Consider the following 21,377-nt stretch of genomic DNA (forward strand, 5'->3'; position numbering starts at 1 on the left):
GAACAGGTCTGAATTTCTTCGAACCTGTTCTTTCAGAAACAATTATATAAAGTATTTAATTCATTACTTCTACTGTCCGGCTTGCTCTGCCTTTTGTATTAAAAACCTTGAATTTCAGTTTTCCTTTATCTGCAACAGGTTCTGTATAAACTTTGCTCTGTAAACCTGGCTCCGAACCGTCAGTTGTATAACGGATAGTCAGACCCGGTAACTGAATATTTGCAATGGCTTTTCCATTTTCAAGAATTACACCCGGAGTCGGGATTCTGTATTGAAAACCTCCTCCATAATTATCAAGACGGGGAAGCTCTCTTTTTCCGACTACGTTTACAAATTCTGACCAGGCCTGAGTGTATAATTCCGCACTTTTTGCTTCATCTTTCTCAATGGCCCAGGCAGGATCTTTGGCCCAGGCTCTTTCTGCCAAACCAAACATTTTAGGCAGCAGCATATATTCCAGACGTTCTGGGGTTTTCACACTCTCACTCCATAACAAGCCCTGAACTCCAACAATGTTAGACTTTCCATAATCAGTAAGTCTGTCTTTTCCGATAAAATAAGATTGTTCAATCGGATTACCCCGGCGATCTTCTTTCGAATTTTTAAAGTAATCGTACGGAATAAAGTAAAAAGGTTTATCAATATCCACAAAACCTCCCCAATAGTAGCCAGGTTCTTCATAAGTTCTCTGATAGGCCAAATCGAAATACATATTACTTACGCAGGATAGTACGACTTTATATCCGGCATTAGCCAAACGATAAGGCAGATCTTCCGCACCCCAGCCAATCATGTTATTCCATACGTTTACCTGAAAATTTTCATTTGCTAAAACAGGATTCGGGATCAGGGTTTTGTTACCATTTATTGAGGTTTTCCTCATAGCGATTTCCTCCCAACCTGATAAGAACAAGCCTTTCTTCTTCAGAATATCGTTTATCTTTCCGAAATAATAATACCACAGATCATCCGTATTTTTCAATGATGGCGTATTTTTGATCAGATCCTGACAAACCGGAGATTTTTCCCAGACACCTGCAGGAACTTCATCTCCGCCAAAATGAATGGTAGTCAGGGGTGCCTTTGCTTCCTTGTACATATCCACAATCTCATCTACCACTTTCTCGGCAAAACGATAAGTTGAAGGCAAACCCACACAGATGATATTATCCGTCCAAAGCTGTGCCGTACGATATTCAGATTTATCATTTATATCTCTCAGCAAATATTTCTCAGCTTCTTCTTTATTTCCCTGAGCCATAAAACGCTCATAACGAACATCCATTGCTTTGATAGAAGCTCGTGCATGACCAGGTGATTCGACTTCCGGTATAATCTGAATATGGCGATCGTTTGCATATTTTAAGAGATCTATGAATTCTGCTCTGGTATAGTAACCACTGGCAGAAGTAGCTCCCGGAACCGGACCGGCTCCAAAAGAAGCTGGCAAAAATTTCTTGCTATCAAGTGTATGACCTCTTTGAGAACCGATTTCAGTCAATTCCGGTAAAGAAGGTATTTCCAATCTCCAACCTTCGTCTTCTATAAAATGAAAATGCAATACATTCAATTTATAAAGTGCCATCAGGTCCAGCACTTTTTTTATTTCCGCAGGCTTTTGAAAATTCCGTCCGACATCAAGCATTATACTTCTGAACCCGAATCTTGGTGCATCTTTTACCTCTGCTACTGGCACTTTGATATTTTGCTGAATTCCTGCCCAGGCATTTGAAGGAATCAATGATTTGAGCGACTGAATAGCATAAAAAGCCCCTGATGGAGTTGAGGCACTGATTTCTATACCTGAGGGTCTGATGCTCAACTGATAAGCCTCCGGAGCTGATTCGTTTTTCCGGAAAATAATACTTTTTCCATCTGTTCCTGTATTGACAACTGAAGGTTTCTTCCCTAAAATCACACCCAGCTCATCAGCCAGATAAGAAGCCTCTTTCTGAAAGAATCCATCCGCTACAATTCTGGTCGATTCATCAAGAGTCAGTTCTCCTTCTCCTTCCTGATAAAATTCAGGTGTCGGAAAAACTTTAGTCAGCTTTTTTTGAGGAATATCAGTGATTTTACTATTCTTTTTGAAAATATCGGCAGCACTTAAATAGCCGATTTTATCTTCTTTCGGTGCTTCAGAAAGATAATTAGTGATAGAATATCCACTTTCCGGAGCGTTATCCCAGACTATATAAAACCCAAAAGGGGCATCAGAAACGTTCACAAATAATTCAGAGGAAACAAAATCAATTGAAACAGATTGGTTTTGTTTCAATTCCCTGAAGTCTGCGGTAGGCACTATCCGGAAAATATCTCCGTTGACTGGTTCGATTTTAACGCCTCCGCTTACTGAAGCAGGTTCAATATCGCGGATGTAATTGAAATAAATTGCCCAGCCTTTTGAAGGGAAAACCGTCTTTCCCTGATTGGTAAAAGTAAATGAGGAAAGATACTGGCGTTTATTTTGAAATTTATTTTCCTTAAGTCCCCAATTGATCCGTAGATTTTTAACATCGAAAGGAAGGCTTTTTTTCTGGGCAAGGCCATTGGTCATAAAGCCCAAAACTACCATAAAGGATAAAAAAACACCCAGTTTTGTTCGAAAGAGCAGCATTTCAGAGAAAATTTAAATGAAAAAGTTATTTAAGGTATAATTCATAGGATTTTATAATCTCACTAAGTTAGTTATTATTCTTAATGCTATTTATAAAAAGTCGCAAAACAGAAATATTTTTTCAGTAAAACATGCAATATATTTCCGATTTTAAAAAAGTTTATATAAAGAGTTCGTTTTCAGCACAGCAAAAAGGCGTTAAAAACCTATGAAAAAAATCTTTTGTGAGAAACAGAATATAACTTAGTCATAATCAAGCCTAAAGCATCATTTCCGGGAAAATCTTTCAGAAAACCGGCAAATAAACCAATAAGATTAGTCCAATTTAATCTTGGAATAATTTTTTTCTTTACTGGTAAAAAGTATATTTGTGAAAGTTCAAATTTGTATAACCTTTTAATTTTAACTCATGAATAACATTGTTTACTTAGTGCCCGCTTTTGGGATTGTGGGTTTGCTTTACACCGCATGGCGTTTCAGCTGGGTTTCAAAACAGCCAACCGGGGACGAGAACATGCAAAGGCTTTCGGGTTATATTGCCGACGGAGCTATTGCATTTCTTAAAGCAGAATGGAAAATATTATCTTACTTCGCTATTCCTACTGCCATTTTATTAGCCTGGCTTGGATCACGCCATGGAACTCCCGAAAATCCGATCCATTCCTCTCCTATTATTGCCATTGCTTTTTTAATCGGAGCGCTTTTTTCTGCTACAGCAGGTTATATCGGTATGAAAATCGCCACCAAAGCTAATGTTCGCACAGCTCAGGCGGCACGTACCTCCCTTGCTAAAGCGCTTGAAGTTTCATTCACAGGTGGTTCTGTAATGGGAATGGGAGTTGCAGGATTAGCCGTTTTAGGTCTGGGCGGTCTTTTCATTACTTTTTATAATCTATTTGCCCAAGGTCAGGCGCTTACCTCCGATGAAATGAGAAAAGCAATCGAGGTTTTAGCCGGATTTTCACTGGGTGCTGAATCTATTGCTCTTTTTGCCCGTGTAGGCGGGGGTATTTATACGAAAGCCGCAGACGTAGGAGCTGATTTAGTTGGAAAAGTAGAAGCAGGAATCCCGGAAGATGATGTACGTAACCCTGCCACTATCGCTGATAACGTAGGTGACAACGTAGGTGATGTGGCCGGAATGGGTGCCGATTTATTCGGATCTTATGTTGCAACGATTCTGGCTACCATGGTTTTGGGACAGGAAATTAATGTCAGCGATAATTATGGTGGTTTTTCTCCGGTTTTATTACCAATGCTTATAGCCGGAGTAGGTTTGCTGGCTTCATTGGTTTCTACTTTTTTTGTACGAATCAGTAGTGAAACGGCCTCTGTTCAGAGTGCTTTGAATTTAGGCAACTGGGCTTCAATCATCATTACATTTATTGCGTCCTACTTTCTGGTAAAAAATATCCTGCCGGAACAATTAAATCTGCGTGGTTTTGAATTTACTTCAACCGGTGTTTTTCTGGCAATTATTGTTGGTTTGGTAGTAGGTGCATTGATGTCTATGATTACTGAATATTATACTGCAATGGGTAAACGTCCCGTTCTTTCAATTATTGAGAAGTCAGGAACCGGTCATGCAACCAATATCATCGGCGGCCTTGCTGTGGGAATGGAATCTACGGTATTACCAATCTTAGTATTGGCAGCAGGGATTATTCTTTCTTATAAATTTGCCGGACTTTACGGAGTTTCTATTGCAGCCGCAGGTATGATGGCAACAACTGCTATGCAATTGGCAATTGATGCGTTCGGACCGATTGCTGATAATGCCGGAGGTATTGCCGAAATGTCTCAATTACCTCCTGAAGTACGTGAGCGTACTGATAATCTTGATGCAGTAGGTAACACCACTGCGGCTACAGGAAAAGGATTCGCAATTGCTTCTGCGGCTCTTACCTCTCTGGCTTTGTTTGCCGCATTTGTTGGTATTGCCGGAATCAAAGCAATTGATATTTACAAAGCTGATGTATTAGCCGGGTTGTTTATCGGCGGAATGATTCCATTTATTTTTAGCGCGCTGTGTATTTCTGCGGTAGGTAAAGCTGCCATGGAAATGGTGAACGAGGTTCGTCGTCAATTCAGGGAAATTCCGGGAATTATGGAATATAAAGCTCAGCCTGAATATGAAAAATGTGTGGCTATTTCAACACAGGCCTCTATTCGTCAGATGATTCTTCCCGGAGCAATTGCGCTTACTGTGCCTGTAATTGTTGGTTTTACGATGGGACCAGAAGTACTCGGCGGAGTACTTGCCGGAGTAACTGTTTCCGGTGTATTGATGGGTATGTTCCAGTCTAATGCCGGAGGAGCCTGGGATAATGCTAAAAAATCTTTTGAAAAAGGGGTGGTTATTGATGGGGAAACATATTACAAGAAATCTGAACCGCATAAAGCTTCTGTAACAGGAGATACTGTAGGTGATCCATTCAAAGATACATCCGGGCCTTCGATGAACATTCTGATCAAACTTATGTCGATCGTTTCATTGGTAATTGCTCCTTATATTACTGTACAATCAGGAAGTATGGAGAACACCAAGCTTGAAGAATTAAGTCCTAAGGCTGTAACTGAATTACCAGTTTCTGATAAAATCAAGGATTTAGGAGCACTTTTCAGTAAAAAACTAAGTTCCGGCGTTGATTTGAATATTCCCGAAAATGGTATCGAAAATAATTTACTGAAGTTTATCGAAGATGCATCCAAGCCTGTTGATAAAACAACGTGGTTTGATTTCGATCGCCTTACTTTCGAAACAGGAAAGTCTGTTCTTAAACCTGAATCTCAGGAACAACTAAAAAATATTGCTGAAATCCTGAAGGCCTTTCCAAAAGTTTCCATCAAACTTGGCGGCTATACTGATAATACCGGTGATGCCAAAGAAAACCTGATGCTTTCCAATGAAAGAGCAGCTTCAGTTAAATCTGAACTTGAGAAGCTTGGTGTTTCAGCACAAAGACTTGAATCTGAAGGTTATGGTCAGGAACATCCGGTTGCAGACAATACTACTGAGGAAGGACGTGCTTTAAACAGAAGAATTTCTATCAGAGTTTTGTCGAAATAATGACCTGAGGAAAAAGAACAACTTATAAGTTACTGAAGAAAAGCCCATTACAGAGAGATACTGTTTTGGGCTTTTTTGTAACCACATAGGAACATAGGACACATAGGTTTTTGTAACCACATAGGAACATAGGACACATAGGTTTTTGCAACCACATTGGAACATAGGACACATAGGTTTTTGCAACCACATTGGAACATAGGGCACATAGGTTTTTGTAACCACATAGGAACATAGGGCATATAGTTTTTTGTAACCGCATTGGAACATAGGGCACATAGGTTTTTGTAACCACATAGTAACATAGGACACATAGGTTTTTGCAACCACATTGGAACATAGGGCACATAGGTTTTTGCAACCACATTGGAACATAGGCACATAGGTTTTTGCAACCACATTGGAACATAGACACATAGGTTTTTGTAACCAGATAGGAACATAGGGCATATAGGTTTTTGTAACCGCATTAGAACACAGGACACATAGGTTTTTGTAACCACATAGGAACATAGGGCACATAGGTTTTTGCAACCACATAGGAACACAGGGCATATAGGTTTTTGTAACCACATTGGAACATAGACACATAGGTTTTTGTAATCGCATAGGACACATAGGTTCATAATATATTTGTTGTTAAAATTTTTTATGGAAAAATGTCTATAAATTCCAGACAAATTTCCGTACATTTGGGTAATAAACAACAAAAGCTATGCAAGTTCAGGAAGCGGCTGCAATCTATTCAAAATACGAAACACAGATCAGAGACAATATCTCTATCGTATTTAATGCAAGAAAAGGTCTTAGTACAAAAGCCTTTTATGATATTGTATTGCTTTCAGGTTTCAAAAAAGAACAATTGGCTGAGTTATTTCATACCTCACTCAAAACCATCAACCGTTATTACCAATCTGAAAAAAATCTTGATGCAGCAAGCAGTGAACAAGCCCTAAAAATCATCGCCCTGTTTAAAAAAGGAACTGAGCTTTTCGGAGATCTGGATGCTTTCCGCAGATGGATTACCAAACCGGCATTTGGTATTGGCTGGCAAACCCCTCTTGATCTGATGCAAACCTCCGGTGGTATTGATCTGGTTATGGAAGAACTTTACAGAATTGAATACGGGGCAACAGCCTGAGTATGCAAGTTTTCAGAATTACAAAAGAGCAATGGGCCGGTAATCTCAGAGGTTCCGGATTTGCTGCCCGCTGGAATTCGAACGGCGTGTTTATGTGTTATTCAGCTTCTTCAAGAGCCCTTGCCTGCCTTGAAATGGTAGTGCATCTTACCGGAGACAGACTTGCAAGTCCTTTTAAAATTACGGTTATCGATATTCCGGATGAGGTCGCAATCAAAAAAATTAACCCTGCTTATCTGCCAGCAGACTGGACCGATTTTCGTCAGTACGATGTTTGTCAGGCAATTGGTGACGACTGGATCAAAAGCTTCGAAACCTGTATTCTTCAGGTACCCTCCGCTATTATTAAAAACGAATATAATTTTCTGATTAATTCACAACACCAGGATTTTCAAAAAATAAAAGTAGTTGAAATTGAGGACTTCACTTTTGACTCAAGGCTAAAAGATTAAACTTCCAAACCTCTTATGATAAGGCTTAACCGACTTACTGCCATCCTGATTCACTTACAATCAAAAAGGGTTGTAAAAGCACAAGAAATTGCCGATCGCTTTGAAATTAGTCTGAGAACTGTTTATCGTGACATCCGTGCACTTGAAGAAACAGGGATTCCAATCGGGGCAGAAGCAGGAATCGGGTATTTTCTGGAAGATTATCACTTACCTCCGGTAATGTTTACCAATAATGAAGTAAGTTCTCTGCTTTTTGGAGCAAAACTGGTTGAGAAACTGGCTGATAATTCTATCAAAGAGTCTTATGAGTCAGCCTTATATAAAATCAAGTCTGTCCTGAAACATCCCGATCAGGAACACCTTGATCTATTAGACCCAAGCATTGAAATTTCAGAAAAATTCAGTACGGAGTCTGTTTCAAGCAGCCATCTGACTCCTATACAACAAGCCATTGTTCAAAGAAAAGTGCTTGAAATCGAATATTTCTCCCCTTATAGTGAAACAACCACGAATCGGTTTATCAATCCGATCGGTTTATACCATTATGGTTCGGGCTGGCATTTAATTGCTTTTTGCCATACCCGTGACGATTACAGAGATTTCAGGGTTGACAGGATTAAAACCCTGTCCGAAACTTCTGAATATTTTAAGAAGCATGACTTCCATTCACTGGACAAGTATTTAAAGGAGGTGAAAAATGAAGTACAAAAAGAAGAGGTTTGCATTAACGTTTCAAAAGACCGTGCCAGGTATATGTACGAGCAAAAAAAGAACTGGGGCTGGGTTTCAGAAGAAGATTGCGGGGATTATGTTAAAATGGTCTTTAAAATAAATCATTTACATGGCATGGCACATTGGCTCCTTTCATTTGGGAAAACGGTCAGTATAGAAAGACCTGAAAAGTTAAAGTCTATCATGAAAGGACTGGCAATAGAAATTTATGAACATTATATTTCGTAGAAACGCAGAAAATATTTTCAATTTTCCGAAACACTACTGACATACCTTTGTCACTCGTACAGGCTTTCTTTGCATAGAATTTCACATTAACGTTAACCTCTGTATGCAAATTAAAGAAATTTCTCCTATCCAAACACTGGTGTTCACCACTCAAACCACGCTTAATACGATGGTTTTATATGTTGGAAACGTAGCAGAAGACCTGTTCAAAGAAGCTCAAAACCTAAATCTGGACATTACCGGCCCTATTTTCTGGATTTATACCGGAGCTGACGGAAAGCCTGACACTGAATTCAAGCTTGAAATTGCACTTCCTGTTAAAACTGAAGGCAAAAAATCAGAAAAATTCAGTTACAAACTACTCGAACCATTTAAATGTGTATCAAAAATTCATAATGGTGCCTGGGACAAAATGAATGAAACCTATTGCAACCTATTTCCTGAATTTTACAGGAATGGCCATCAGTTTAGCGGAATCTGCCGGGAATTATACCTAACTATGGATTTTGAAACGCCTGAAAAAAACGTTACCGAGATACAGGTAGGAATGGTTTAATCTACTGTCATCTGATTCTCAAAAACTCCGGCTTTGATCCGGAGTTTTTCATGTCAGCTATTTCCCGCAAAAGGCTATTTATTCTGGTCCGGTTATTCAAAACTCATCAATCTGTTTATTTTTTCTGAAAAATTATTAAACAAAATAAACAAATGTAAGTTTAGTTTATAGCCAATCCGCCTAAACGATTTGGGAATTAAATTCATATGGGAATCTATACATTAGAAAGAACTCAGGCTATTCCTTCCTCATTAGAAAAAGTCTGGGACTTTATTTCTTCACCGGATAACCTGAAAGTGATTACTCCGGATTATATGGGATTTGATATTGTGAGCCGGAATCTCAGCAGTAAAATGTACCCGGGAATGATTATTTCCTATAAGGTAAGTCCGCTTATGGGTTTAAAATTCCTCTGGGTTACGGAAATTACTCAGGTAAAAGAATTTGAATTCTTCGTAGATGAACAAAGAGTCGGACCATATAAATTCTGGCATCATCAGCATCATTTAAAAGAAATTGATGGCGGTGTTCTGATGACAGATATCGTAAATTATCAGCCTCCTTTCGGAATACTGGGAGACTTGTGTAATACATTGATTATCAGAAAAAAGCTACAGGAAATATTCAATTTCAGAACGCAAAAAGTACAGGAATTATTCGGAAAATTCTAAATCTGTTTTACCTCTAAACTGAAACCTTTTACAAAAAGAAAGCCCCCGAATCGGGGGCTTTCAACCTATCAGTTAAACGGATCGGGAAGTTTCAGCGCAGATTAAGCGTTGATTTTACCTCTCAATGCACGTGGAATATCAATTGTTGCAACCGGGTTTGATAGTGGATTCAGGATTTCGCAACCTTCAACTACCAATTTAGCTACTTTCAAAGTTTGTCCAAGATCCAAACCAGTGATATCAGCAGTAACTGAATCAGGAATGTTTTCAGCAAGACCTCTAAGCGTAACTTTTCTTAGTTTCTGAACCATTTTACCCCCTTTGATAACCCCTGGAGAATTACCGATAACTTTCACAGGAACATCAATTTTAATTTGCTTGCCTTCTGTGATTTCAAGGAAATCAACGTGTAAGATCATCTCGTTAACCGGATGAAACTGAGCATCCTGTAAGATAGCTCTGTACTTAGTACCTTCAATATTCAATTCTACTTCGTGAACTTCAGGAGTGTACAACAAGTCACGGAATAAAATCATTGGTACCGCAAAGTGTACCTGCTCAGATCCACCATACAATACACATGGAGCTAAAGCTTCGTTACGTAAATCTTTTGCGGTCTTTGAACCGAGATTCGCTCTTTTAAACCCTACAATCTCTAATATTTTCATTTGATTTTTTATTAAGTTACCAGCCTTTCATTAATTGCTTAATTATCCTCCGGTAACGGTTGAAATTTAATTTAGTACTTTATAAATAATGAACTGATAGATTCGTGATCACGGATTCTTCCGATTGCTTTGGCAAATAATTCTGCTACGGAAAGAACCTTAATTTTATCGCTTTGCTGTTGTAAAGGAATTGTATCTGTTACCACTAATTCAGTCAGAACCGAATTATTAATATTGTCGTAAGCTTTCCCTGACAATACCGGGTGAGTTACAATTGCTCTTACAGAATTAGCACCTTTATCCATGATTAACTGAGCCGCTTTACACATTGTTCCCCCGGTATCAATTAAATCATCGACTAATACTACATCTGCTCCTTTCACATCACCAATCAATTGCATGGAAGCTACTTCATTCGCTCTTTTACGATGTTTATCGCAAATTACCATATCTGCATTAAAAAACTTGGCTGCATTTCTGGTACGAACCACCCCGCCAACATCCGGTGATGCAAAAATCAGGTGTTCAAGGTTTAGTGACTTCAGGTATGGTACAAAAATGGCGGCACCTTCCAGATGGTCAACAGGGAAATCAAAGAATCCCTGAATTTGTCCCGCATGAAGATCCAATGTCATCAAACGGTCAGCTCCTGCGGCTGTCAGCAAATTGGCGATCAGTTTTGCTCCAATTCCAACTCTTGGTTTATCTTTACGATCCTGACGAGAGTATCCGAAATAAGGAATCACGACGGTCACATAGTGAGCTGAAGCTCTTCTGGCTGCATCAATCAACAACAACAGTTCCAGCAAATTATCAGCCGGAGGAAATGTTGACTGAATCAGGAACACATCACAACCTCTGATAGATTCGTCAAAACTTGGTGACATTTCTCCATCGGAGAATTTTTGAATGGTGGTAGAGCCTAAATCTTTACCAAAATACTTTGCGATTTCTTTGGCCAAATACTGAGAAGATGAGCCTGAAAAAATCTTTACTGCATTGATGGATGCCATTATTGCTTGCTGAGATTTTATTCCCTTCAAATGTGGGCGAAAAATTGATATTTCAGGAATAACCGAATCGATGTTCTCCCTAAATTTCCCGCAAAATTACAAAAACATATCGTCAAAAGCACTGTTTTACTTTAATAGTTTTTATCAAAAGGTGAATTTTAAGACAGAACTTCCCTTCTGACAAGTAAAATGTTGCCGTTTTTACATAAAATCAAAAAGTCAGGCAATAAAACCTGACTTTTATCCATTTCTTATATACCTGTTTTATTCCAGATTTCTAAAGATTACCTCCGTTCTGGAACCTTGATTTTGTTTGGAGTAAACTTTCAGATCTCCTTTCAGAAGTTGCACCCGGCTCTGCATTCCCTTCAATCCGAGGCCCGCTCCGGTCTGATCCGGATCAAATCCGATTCCGTTATCTTCAAAAATAATTGATAAAGCATCCGGATTTCTCAGGTAATCCAATTTAAATTGTGAACCCTGAGAATGTTTTATGGCATTATTAAACAATTCCTGAACTACTCTGTAAATAAGCATTTCATTCTCTTTCCTAAATCTGAAGTCCTCCCCTTCCTGGTGATAAATAACCGAAATATCTGTAGAATTCTGTACTTTTTCTGCCAGATCTTTGATAGCAGAAGCCAAACCAAAATCCCGCAAAACCGGGGGAAGTATATTACGAATGATATTTCTGATTTCTGAAATACAGTCTTCAGTAAGTTCATGGGTTGTTTTGAGCAATTCCTGCTGTCTGGGAAGGTTGACAGGCTCTACGTTTGACAATTTATCCAATTGTCTGACATTTAATTTGATGGCTGACAAGACCTGTCCAACACTATCATGAAGATCTTGGGCAAGCCGGCCTCGTTCAAATTCCTGTGTTTCAAGTACAGCTTTAAGCAAGGCTTCCTGTTTTTCAGTTTCCAGTTGCTGTATTTTCTGCTGATTTCCCAGCATTCTCCGTTGAAAAATTACAGCATAAATTAAAACGAATCCGACAATCAGTAAAATTACTGATGTAGAAATAATTAAAATGACCGTTGTATTTTGGACTGAGGTTTGCAAAATAGGCCGACTGTATAAAAGATTTTTGAGACAATATTACAAATGGAATTGATTATACTATAATACTGAAAGGAGGGTTTATATCCTTCAAGAAAATACTTTTGTAATAGAAAAAGGGTAAAGGTTCCTGCGAAATATACAAGTATTCCTGAAATAATCCAGAAATCTGCCTCTTTTTCGAAACGAAAAATTTTATCTTCATTAAAAACCTTATAAAAATATAATAAAGCGAGTAAGGTGAAAGAAAAATTCTGAACGGCCAGCGGAGTAGATGGGAATTTATTAATCCCGCCTTCCCAGATTAGAAAATAAAAAGAAACAGACAATGAAACCAAAGCCAGAATTAAAGTAAAGACCGCATATTTCGAGTTGATGAACACAAAATAAAAAAATGCCGATACGAACAGTATCTGCACAATTCCAAAAACATGAGTCATCAAAAAACCATAATACGGAATTACTTTGAAATTCATCAAAAGAAATATCAACTCAAAGACTGCGTCGACAAACATGAAGATGAAAAATATTTTATCCGGCAATAAAATCCGTTTATAAGAAATCCCTCCTGCTATAACTGGCGGAAACATCATCAAAAGTGACAATTTATATAACAGGGAGAATTCTAATATCTTCTCAAGCATAATAATTTTCAATAAAACTTTCTCAGGTAAAATATAAAATGTCTAGGTTTGCGGAGGTGGGCCGGGCATGGTCATATCAGCGGCATCAAAGGCTTCGTCCAAAGCATAATATTCGAATTTACCTCCTCGTCCTTTAATAACAGGCGTAAAAATATCTCTGTTGTTTTCGTCAACCCCTAAAATTACCACTGTCCGTTTCCATTGATCTTCATTTGTTGAATCATAAGCATGATACACTCTGATTCCGTGTACCCGCTCATCTTTCAGAAAAGATTCCAAAACATCTCTTCCTATTAAATGCCCGCGGGTATTTTTAGGATGAACTTTTTGATAATTCTTCGTTAATTTGACAGCCAGCGAGTTAGGAATTCTACTTCCAACTGCTCTCACAATTAATCTCTTTTCTTTTGAATCAGCCATGACAGTATTTTTTTGGAATAAGTAGTTAAGATTTTTGATATAAGTTTACAAATTTTTGACAAACTATACAAAATCTGAATATCTTCTCAATCTACAATAATTCATTAATTATCAAACACTTAATCCGATAACTATTTTTCATTTCCCGTAATAATACCCTAACTAAACCGTAAAATTACCTAATGCCCTAAAACAGCAGAAGGACGCCCTGAAAGAGCGTCCTTCTGATACTGTATTCAAACCGGAATATTTATCTTATTTCACTGAAGCACGGATGATATTCAATGCTCCACCTGCTTTAAACCATTCGATTTGCTGCTCATTATAAGAATGATTTACTGTAATTGAGTCAGAAGAACCATCTTTATGATTTAATACAACTGTCAATGATTTATTTGGCGCAAAATCAGTCAAACCGACGATGTCAATCAGATCATCTTCCTGAATTTTGTCATAATCTGCCTCATTTGCAAAGGTCAATGCCAACATACCTTGTTTCTTAAGGTTAGTTTCATGGATACGGGCAAAAGATTTTACCAATACTGCACGAACACCTAAGTGACGTGGCTCCATTGCTGCATGCTCACGTGAAGATCCTTCTCCGTAGTTTTGATCTCCCACTACAATTGTACCGATACCTTGTGCTTTATAAGCTCTTTGAGTAGCCGGAACCGGACCATATTCTCCCGTCAACTGATTTTTCACGTTGTCAGTCTTCTCATTGAAGAAGTTAACCGCTCCGATCAGCATGTTGTTTGAAATATTGTCAAGGTGTCCACGGTATTTCAACCAAGGACCTGCCATAGAAATATGGTCAGTAGTACACTTACCTTTTGCTTTAATAAGAAGTTTCAACCCTTTCACGTCTGTACCTTCCCAGGCAGTAAACGGATCAAGTAACTGCAAACGGTCTGAAGTTGGAGAAACTTTCACTTCCACAGAAGAACCGTCAATGGCAGGAGCCTGATAACCGGCATCTTCTACAGCAAATCCCGCTTTTGGCAATTCATCACCGACAGGAGCATCCAATTTAACCTGTTCTCCCGACTCATTTGTCAAGGTATCAGTTAAAGGGTTGAATGTCAAATCACCTGCAATAGCCAGCGCTGTTACCAATTCAGGAGAACCTACAAAAGCAAATGTATTCGGGTTTCCGTCGGCACGTTTAGCGAAATTGCGGTTGAATGAGTGAACGATAGTATTTTTCTCGCCTTTTTCAGCGCCTGGACGAGCCCATTGTCCGATACAAGGTCCGCAGGCATTTGCAAATACTTTCGCCCCGATTGCATTAAATGTATCGATAAATCCGTCACGCTCAATTGTATAACGAACTTGTTCAGAACCAGGAGTAATCGTAAATTCCGCTTTGGTTTTCAAACCTTTAGAAGCTACCTGCTTGGCAAGTGAGGCTGCACGGGAAATATCTTCATAAGAAGAGTTGGTACAGGAACCGATCAAACCAACTTCAACTTTAGTCGGCCAGCCGTTTTTCTCAGCCAATTCTTTCATTTTTGAAATCGGAGTAGCCAAATCCGGCGTAAATGGTCCGTTCAAATGTGGTTCCAATGTATCAAGATCAATTTCAATAACCTGATCGAAATATGCTTCAGGATTTGCATATACTTCCGGATCAGCAGTCAAATGCTCTCTGATTCCGTTTGCAAGAGCAGCCACATCTGCACGACCTGTTGACTCCAGGTAACGAGCCATTGAGTCATCGTATCCGAAAGTAGAAGTTGTAGCTCCGATTTCAGCACCCATGTTGGCGATAGTTCCTTTTCCGGTACATGACATTGAAGTTGATCCTTCACCGAAGTATTCAACTACACAACCTGTTCCACCCTTTACAGTAAGAATACCAGCCACTTTTAAAATAACGTCTTTCGCAGAAGTCCAGCCGTTAAGTTTTCCGGTTAATTTAACACCGATCAGTTTAGGGAATTTCAATTCCCAGGCAAGACCAGCCATTACATCACAGGCATCAGCACCACCCACTCCGATCGCAATCATTCCCAGACCACCTGCATTTACTGTATGAGAGTCAGTTCCAATCATCATACCACCCGGGAAAGCATAGTTTTCTAATACTACCTGGTGAATAATACCCGCACCTGGTTTCCAGAAACCGATGCCATATTTATCTGAAACTGAAGAAAGGAAATCGTAAACTTCTTTATTTTTATCAACCGCTACGGCTAAGTCAGTATTTGAAGCTACTTTCGCTTCAATAAGGTGATCACAATGAACAGTTGAAGGTACTGCTACTTTAGGGCGGCCAGCCTGCATAAATTGCAAAAGAGCCATTTGTGCCGTAGCATCCTGCATAGCTACACGATCCGGAGCAAAATCTACATAGGATTTACCTCTTTCAAAAGCTACTGATGTAGGCTCCCAAAGGTGAGAGTATAATATCTTTTCTGTCAAAGTCAGCGGTTTTCCTACCACTTTACGAGCGGCTTCAATGCGAGCAGGCATACGCTCATAAACCGCCTTAATCATTTCTATGTCAAAAGCCATAATAATTGAAGGTTTTTTATTTTTTCGGTATAAGTTCTTAAAGCAATACTTGGAATAAAAGCCTCTTCGGCACGGGAAATGTTATCTTTACGAACTTATAACAATTTATTCACCCACAAATCTAACACTGAAATGCGTAATTTGAATAATCTAGCATGCTAAATTAAATATACACAATCAATTCTTTATTTTGTGCAAAGAGTTTTTTGTTTAGTCGCAATTTAGCTAATTTCGTAAGTTTTGCACTTTAAAATAAACTATTTTATTTTCAGAGCTCAATTAACCTGCCTGCTTTTTCGTTAGTTCAGGTTAAAACATTTAATCAACCATTACTTTGATTTTCAAACATATTATTAAAAACCTTAACTCACATATCATTAACTCCATATTCTATAAGAGTTGCTTTTTATTTACTTTTTTATTCCTGCAGATTGTACCTGTTGTTTTTGGACAGGAGTCTTTTGAAACAGAATCTTTTATCAGAGAAGCTATTCAGAAGGCGCCATTCCATAACAATCAGCTTCAGGGATATAAAACGGTGGTGCATGCCCGGGAACTGGCTAAATTCAGTAATATTCTGAATTTTGTAAAAGGCCGGCTTTATACAAAAGAAGGCATTCAAAATGATATTCATTACGGAGTCGAAACTATTGCTGAGGTAACCTTCGAACAACCTAATCAATTTATACACCGGATTATTGCTTCCAGAGAAATTAACCGGAGTAATCCTGCTCCTGCCCTTTTCCTGAATCCGAATTTTTATCAGCCTGTCGTCGGAGAAAACTGCGTTTCACCTTTAGCAGGTAATGCCCTGAAATATTATTATTTCGAATTTCTGAGAAAATCAGAGGCTTTTGGTGAGGAGATTTATCATTTTAAGGTTACTCCGAAAACTATTACAGAACGCCTTTTTTCGGGAGAAATCGCTCTGAGCAAAAAAGATTACAGTATTAAAGGGCTTAAACTGACATGTGTTGCGGATGAAATCCATTATAAAATTGAACTGGAAAACCGTCCGTTTAATGCCTCATGGCTGCCCGCAGCGTTTCATGTAACAGTTTCAGGAAGAGTACTGGGATTTGCCGGAGAGTTCAGACATGATGCTATCATGTCTGATTATCAGCCTCTCACCTCAAAAACACCCGGATTCCCGGAAAAATCTGGGACAGAGATTCTAAATATCCAGGACATAAACTTTGATGCCACTTATCTAACCCAGGTTTTAAAAACCATGGAATCCAGTCTGAAAAGGAAGTGGACCAGTGACTCATTTGCGAAAGGTATCAGAAGAGATTCTGTTTCTTTTCTGAGCGATGCTTATGAAAAAACAGATGAATTCTGGCTGGAAAAGCAAAAAGACCTGCCTGCTATACTGACCGGAAGAGACAGCACTGCTGCTATGGCAAAAATTGATACTTTTCAGATTCAGAATTTCAGAATTAATCAATTGCTGTTTAGCCGTTCTTTCTATTTCGGAAAAAGAACCCGGAATTTTTATCCTTATGAACTTTATTACAAGTCTCCTCTTCTCGATTTTAACTTCAATACAGTAGAAGGCTTTGTGGCCAATATAGGGCTGGTTTTCAGAAAAAGATTTGACCTTTACAGATGGCTGGAATTTGAAGCAACCGGCCGGCATTCTTTTAACCTTGATAAAAATTCAGGGTATCTGAAGCTAAGATATAAGACAGAAACTGCCGACATTAACCTGACTGGCGGTACATTCATCGCACAGTATAATGCTGATTTACCGATTTCATATGAAATGAATTCGCTTTCTACCCTGTTACTTAAAAACAATCAGCTAAAGATTTATGAGAAAGACTTCATTTCTCTGACCCTGCAAAAGAAGTTTTCGAGCAGACTTTTTATCAGATCGGGTATTGAATTTGCGAGACGTTATCAGCTGGAAAATTCCACAGATTATTATTGGGTAAATTACCTGAACCGGACATTCACTCCTAATGAGCCAACTAACCTGGAATTAAAAAATAATGATTTTGATCCGCATAATGCGCTTTCCTATAATTTTCAGTTAGGCTTGCGGCCTTTCCTGAAATATCAGTTCGTTAATTCTGAAAAGAAAATAGACTGGGGTTCATCCCCTTTATTGATGTTTAAGCTCAGAGGGGGGATTCCGAATTTCAAGGAAAGTATCAGCAATTTCCAAAACATAGAAATTTCTGTCACACAGAACCTTAATCCTAATCCATGGGTTAAATTCGGCTATATTTTTACTACGGGTACTTTTCTGGGTAAAGAAAATGTTCCTTTTATTGATTTTAAGCATTTTAACGGAAATTTCACCCTCGTTCAGACAGGTGAAACTATGGGAAGCCATCGTTTATTAGGTTATTATCAAAACCTTGCAAACGGAGCAAATCAAAGGTTACAGGTAAACCATTATCTCTATAGCACCAGTGGCAGTTATGCAGAATTACTGACCCTGGCTCAGTTCAAGAAGCTGCTTTTGGGGAGAATTCCTTATATTAACCGTGCTGGTATTAAAGAGGTTATGATATTAAACAATACTTTTATCAATAATCTGAACCTTCATTATTCAGAACTTGGTTACGGACTGGATGGAATTTTCAGGGTATTGCGCTGTGAGGTTATTGCAAATTTCGTAAACGGACAATATCAGGGAATCGGGGCACGTATCAATATCAATACCAGACTACGGATCGGAAATATTCCTGAATAATTTTAGGAAAACTTTTCTATCAGACTGAAAACTGCGTCATTTAAAGGTCAAAAAAAGGCTCCGGACATTTTTAGAAAAAAAATTAATCTTGCCGAAAATAACTTACATATTATATATGTAGTGAATTTCTGCGACATAAAAAATGTATTAACTAAAACGCTTCAAGTGATTTTTTTGAAATGAAGTTTATATATTTGGCAAAACATACTTTTAAAACAATCCGTTTTGAAGGTAACCGGATATAGTAACCGTGCTAAATTTCCCACATAATTCTGTTGAATTATGCAATTAATACGATATGTCGAAAAACTTAGTTATAGTTGAATCCCCTGCAAAGGCAAAGACCATTGAGGGTTATTTAGGTAAGGATTTTACCGTAAAATCCTCGTTTGGTCATGTGCGTGATTTGCCGAAGGAAGATACCGCAATTGACGTCGAAAATGGTTACAAACCAACATATATTATCTCTCCGGATAAAGTAAAAGTCGTCAATGAATTAAAATCGCTTGCCAAATCCTCTGAAGAAGTGTGGCTTGCAACAGATGATGACCGTGAAGGAGAATCTATTTCATGGCATCTTAAAGAAGCGTTGGGACTTGCAGACAATACCAAAAGAATTGTTTTTCGTGAGATTACCAAAAAAGCAATCCAGAATGCTATTCAGAATCCCAGAACTATAGATACCGATCTGGTAAATGCACAGCAGGCACGTCGTGTACTTGACCGTCTGATTGGTTTTGAACTTTCTCCTGTTCTATGGTCTAAAGTCAGAAAAGGCCTTTCTGCCGGAAGAGTTCAATCTGTAGCAGTCCGTATTATTGTTGAAAGGGAAAGAGAAATTGAGGGTTTTGATTCTAAATCATCATTCAAAATTGTAGCTACTTTTAAATTGGAAGGCGGAAAGGTTCTTAATGCAGAATTGCCGAAGAATTTTGAAACCGAAGCACAGGCCCGGGAATTTCTGGAAAAGTGTAAAGGAGCTACTTTTACCATAAAAAACCTGGAAACCAAGCCTGCTAAAAAGTCTCCCGCTCCTCCGTTTACTACTTCCACCCTGCAACAGGAAGCATCCAGAAAACTGGGTTACTCAGTAGCTTCAACCATGCTTTATGCACAGAAGCTTTATGAAGCGGGTAAAATTTCTTATATGAGAACTGACTCAACCAGTTTATCAGATGAGGCTTTAGGCAAAGCTCAGGAATCCATTAATGATGCTTACGGAGATAAATACGTTCAGATACGACAATATAAAACCAAAAACGAAACTGCGCAGGAAGCTCACGAAGCCATTCGTCCTACCGATTTCAGTGTAAGTTCTGCCGGAAGTGATATTAAGGAAAAACGTTTGTATGAATTAATATGGAAACGCTCTATTGCTTCTCAGATGGCAGATGCTCAGCTGGAAAGAACTACGGCAACGGTTTCTATTTCAACCACTTCTGAGGAATTGATTGCTCAGGGAGAAGTCATTAAATTTGATGGTTTCCTTAAGGTTTATATGGAAGGCAAAGATGAGGAAGAAGATGAGGAGAATGCAAAAATGCTCCCTCCTTTGAATATCGGACAAATCCTGAACCTTGATAATCTCAAAGGTACTGAAAGGTTTTCAAGACCTCCTGCACGTTATACGGAAGCGAGTCTTGTAAAGGCATTGGAAGAAAAAGGCATTGGGCGTCCTTCAACCTATGCTCCGACTATCTCTACCATTATCAAACGAGAATATGTGGTTAAGGAAGACAGAGCGGGGAAAGAACGTGAATTTAAAGAACTGGTGCTTAAAAACGACCAGATTTCTGAGAAAACCAATAAAGAGAACTACGGTACAGAAAAAGCTAAATTATTCCCGACTTCTGTGGGAATGGTAGTGAACGATTTCCTTGTAGATAATTTTACGGAAGTGGTTGACTTCAAATTTACTGCCGAGATGGAAGATGAATTTGATGAAATCGCAAAAGGAAAAGTAGAATGGTCGAAAATGATTGATAATTTCTACAAAGGTTTTCACCAGACCATTGAAGAAAGTAAATCAGTCGACAGAAGTTCAGTTGGCTCATCAAGAGACCTGGGTATAGATCCTAAGACCGGAAAACCAATTTCTGTCAAGCTTGGGAAATTTGGTCCATACGTTCAGTTGGGAGATACAAAAGATAAAGATGAAGAGAAACCGGTTTATGTTAATCTGAAAAAAGATCAATTGGTTTCTACCATCACACTTGAAGAGGCTTTGGCTTTATTAGAACAGCCAAAACTGCCCAGAGAAATCGGTTTTTATGAAGACAAACCTTTGGTGATCGGAGTCGGGAAACTTGGTCCTTATATCAGACACGATGATAAATTTACCAGCCTTGCTCCAACTGACGATCCATTCACGATTACTGAAGAAAGAGCCATTGAATTAATTACAGAAAAACGCCAGTCTGAAGCCAATGATTCCCTGGGTGATTTTGAAGGAAGCCCTGTTTCAACCGGAAAAGGAAGATTCGGACCTTATGTAAAACATGATGGAAAATTCGTTTCTCTGCCTAAAACTGACTCTCTGACTACCATTACACTGGAAAGAGCTATTGAGATTATTTTAGCAAAAAGGAATCAGGAAGCGAATAAGTATATCAAGGAATTTCCTGAAAATGAATCGGTTAAAGTAGTAAATGGCATGTACGGGCCTTATATTCAAATCGGTAAAAGAAATATCAAAATTCCAAAAGATACTGAAGCTGCCTCTCTGACATTAGAAGATTGTCTTAAGCTCGGGGAAGAAGCCCCGGCAACTCCGGCCAGAGGCAGAAAGAAATAAATTAAAAATCCCCTTCCTGTTATTAGGAAGGGGATTTTTAATTATCAATCACCGTCTTCTGTGGCTTACAAAACACAGCTCTTCTTAA

The 21,377-nt window shown here is 38.6% G+C and carries 14 protein-coding genes; 8 read left to right on the forward strand and 6 right to left on the reverse strand.

Annotated features, from left to right (window positions below):
* Positions 1–55: 55 nt before the first annotated feature.
* Positions 56–2,617, reverse strand: a complete 2,562-nt coding sequence (locus BM179_RS14555; RefSeq protein WP_092017882.1) for a beta-N-acetylhexosaminidase — start codon at positions 2,615–2,617, stop codon at positions 56–58.
* A 409-nt stretch (positions 2,618–3,026) separates the two neighbouring features.
* On the opposite strand from BM179_RS14555, the gene BM179_RS14560 reads away from it, so the two are divergent.
* The 6 genes from BM179_RS14560 to BM179_RS14585 all read left to right on the forward strand — a co-directional run bounded on the left by BM179_RS14560 (position 3,027) and on the right by BM179_RS14585 (position 9,467).
* Positions 3,027–5,687: a sodium-translocating pyrophosphatase gene (locus BM179_RS14560; RefSeq protein ID WP_092017883.1), complete on the forward strand. Its 2,661-nt coding sequence runs from the start codon at positions 3,027–3,029 to the stop codon at positions 5,685–5,687.
* Between the two features lie 715 nt (positions 5,688–6,402).
* Entirely contained in the window at positions 6,403–6,828 is a 426-nt protein-coding gene (locus BM179_RS14565) for an Xre family toxin-antitoxin system antitoxin (protein WP_092017884.1), read from the forward strand.
* A 2-nt stretch (positions 6,829–6,830) separates the two neighbouring features.
* A complete protein-coding gene (locus BM179_RS14570; RefSeq protein ID WP_092017885.1) occupies positions 6,831–7,280 on the forward strand; it encodes an RES family NAD+ phosphorylase in 450 nt (149 codons plus the stop codon).
* 15 nt (positions 7,281–7,295) lie between these two features.
* Positions 7,296–8,240 carry a helix-turn-helix transcriptional regulator gene (locus BM179_RS14575; RefSeq protein WP_092017886.1) on the forward strand — a complete coding sequence of 315 codons (945 nt, stop codon included), beginning with the start codon at positions 7,296–7,298 and terminating at the stop codon, positions 8,238–8,240.
* Between the two features lie 103 nt (positions 8,241–8,343).
* On the forward strand, positions 8,344–8,796 hold the full coding sequence (locus tag BM179_RS14580) for a GyrI-like domain-containing protein (RefSeq protein ID WP_092017887.1): 453 nt from the start codon (positions 8,344–8,346) through the stop codon (positions 8,794–8,796).
* A gap of 206 nt (positions 8,797–9,002) precedes the next feature.
* Entirely contained in the window at positions 9,003–9,467 is a 465-nt protein-coding gene (locus BM179_RS14585; protein ID WP_092017888.1) for an SRPBCC family protein, read from the forward strand.
* 101 nt (positions 9,468–9,568) lie between these two features.
* On the opposite strand, the gene BM179_RS14590 is transcribed toward BM179_RS14585, so the two are convergent.
* The 5 genes from BM179_RS14590 to BM179_RS14615 form a co-directional block, all read right to left on the reverse strand.
* On the reverse strand, positions 9,569–10,135 hold the full coding sequence (locus BM179_RS14590; RefSeq protein ID WP_092017889.1) for a 50S ribosomal protein L25/general stress protein Ctc: 567 nt from the start codon (positions 10,133–10,135) through the stop codon (positions 9,569–9,571).
* 71 nt (positions 10,136–10,206) lie between these two features.
* Complete coding sequence (locus BM179_RS14595) at positions 10,207–11,148, reverse strand: ribose-phosphate pyrophosphokinase (protein ID WP_092017890.1); 942 nt, start codon at positions 11,146–11,148, stop codon at positions 10,207–10,209.
* A 264-nt stretch (positions 11,149–11,412) separates the two neighbouring features.
* The gene (locus tag BM179_RS14600; RefSeq protein ID WP_092017891.1) at positions 11,413–12,105 is read right to left on the reverse strand and encodes a sensor histidine kinase; all 693 of its coding nucleotides are present in this window, start codon (positions 12,103–12,105) and stop codon (positions 11,413–11,415) included.
* A 791-nt stretch (positions 12,106–12,896) separates the two neighbouring features.
* The gene (locus tag BM179_RS14610; protein WP_092017893.1) at positions 12,897–13,274 is read right to left on the reverse strand and encodes a hypothetical protein; all 378 of its coding nucleotides are present in this window, start codon (positions 13,272–13,274) and stop codon (positions 12,897–12,899) included.
* 255 nt (positions 13,275–13,529) lie between these two features.
* A complete protein-coding gene (locus BM179_RS14615; protein ID WP_092017894.1) occupies positions 13,530–15,791 on the reverse strand; it encodes an aconitate hydratase in 2,262 nt (753 codons plus the stop codon).
* 334 nt (positions 15,792–16,125) lie between these two features.
* Here BM179_RS14615 and BM179_RS14620 point away from each other — a divergent pair, with 334 nt between their 5' ends.
* Together BM179_RS14620 and topA are read left to right on the forward strand one after the other, a co-directional pair.
* Positions 16,126–18,495, forward strand: coding sequence for a DUF5686 family protein (locus BM179_RS14620; protein ID WP_092017895.1), 2,370 nt, complete (start codon positions 16,126–16,128; stop codon positions 18,493–18,495).
* 298 nt (positions 18,496–18,793) lie between these two features.
* The gene (gene topA, locus BM179_RS14625; protein WP_092017896.1) at positions 18,794–21,289 is read left to right on the forward strand and encodes a type I DNA topoisomerase; all 2,496 of its coding nucleotides are present in this window, start codon (positions 18,794–18,796) and stop codon (positions 21,287–21,289) included.
* Positions 21,290–21,377: the final 88 nt, after the last annotated feature.

It is taken from the genome of Pseudarcicella hirudinis (assembly GCF_900115665.1).
Lineage (GTDB): Bacteria > Bacteroidota > Bacteroidia > Cytophagales > Spirosomataceae > Pseudarcicella > Pseudarcicella hirudinis.

Bases quoted from the DNA above. Each gene is read 5' to 3' on its own strand.
- BM179_RS14570 (WP_092017885.1), top strand. From the start codon at position 6,831: ATGCAAGTTTTCAGAATTACAAAAGAGCAATGGGCCGGTAATCTCAGA.
- BM179_RS14585 (WP_092017888.1), top strand. From the start codon at position 9,003: ATGGGAATCTATACATTAGAAAGAACTCAGGCTATTCCTTCCTCATTA.
- topA (WP_092017896.1), top strand. From the start codon at position 18,794: ATGTCGAAAAACTTAGTTATAGTTGAATCCCCTGCAAAGGCAAAGACC.
- BM179_RS14610 (WP_092017893.1), bottom strand. From the start codon at position 13,274: ATGGCTGATTCAAAAGAAAAGAGATTAATTGTGAGAGCAGTTGGAAGT.
- BM179_RS14565 (WP_092017884.1), top strand. From the start codon at position 6,403: ATGCAAGTTCAGGAAGCGGCTGCAATCTATTCAAAATACGAAACACAG.
- BM179_RS14575 (WP_092017886.1), top strand. From the start codon at position 7,296: ATGATAAGGCTTAACCGACTTACTGCCATCCTGATTCACTTACAATCA.
- BM179_RS14615 (WP_092017894.1), bottom strand. From the start codon at position 15,791: ATGGCTTTTGACATAGAAATGATTAAGGCGGTTTATGAGCGTATGCCT.
- BM179_RS14560 (WP_092017883.1), top strand. From the start codon at position 3,027: ATGAATAACATTGTTTACTTAGTGCCCGCTTTTGGGATTGTGGGTTTG.
- BM179_RS14555 (WP_092017882.1), bottom strand. From the start codon at position 2,617: ATGCTGCTCTTTCGAACAAAACTGGGTGTTTTTTTATCCTTTATGGTA.
- BM179_RS14595 (WP_092017890.1), bottom strand. From the start codon at position 11,148: ATGGCATCCATCAATGCAGTAAAGATTTTTTCAGGCTCATCTTCTCAG.
- BM179_RS14590 (WP_092017889.1), bottom strand. From the start codon at position 10,135: ATGAAAATATTAGAGATTGTAGGGTTTAAAAGAGCGAATCTCGGTTCA.
- BM179_RS14600 (WP_092017891.1), bottom strand. From the start codon at position 12,105: ATGCTGGGAAATCAGCAGAAAATACAGCAACTGGAAACTGAAAAACAG.
- BM179_RS14580 (WP_092017887.1), top strand. From the start codon at position 8,344: ATGCAAATTAAAGAAATTTCTCCTATCCAAACACTGGTGTTCACCACT.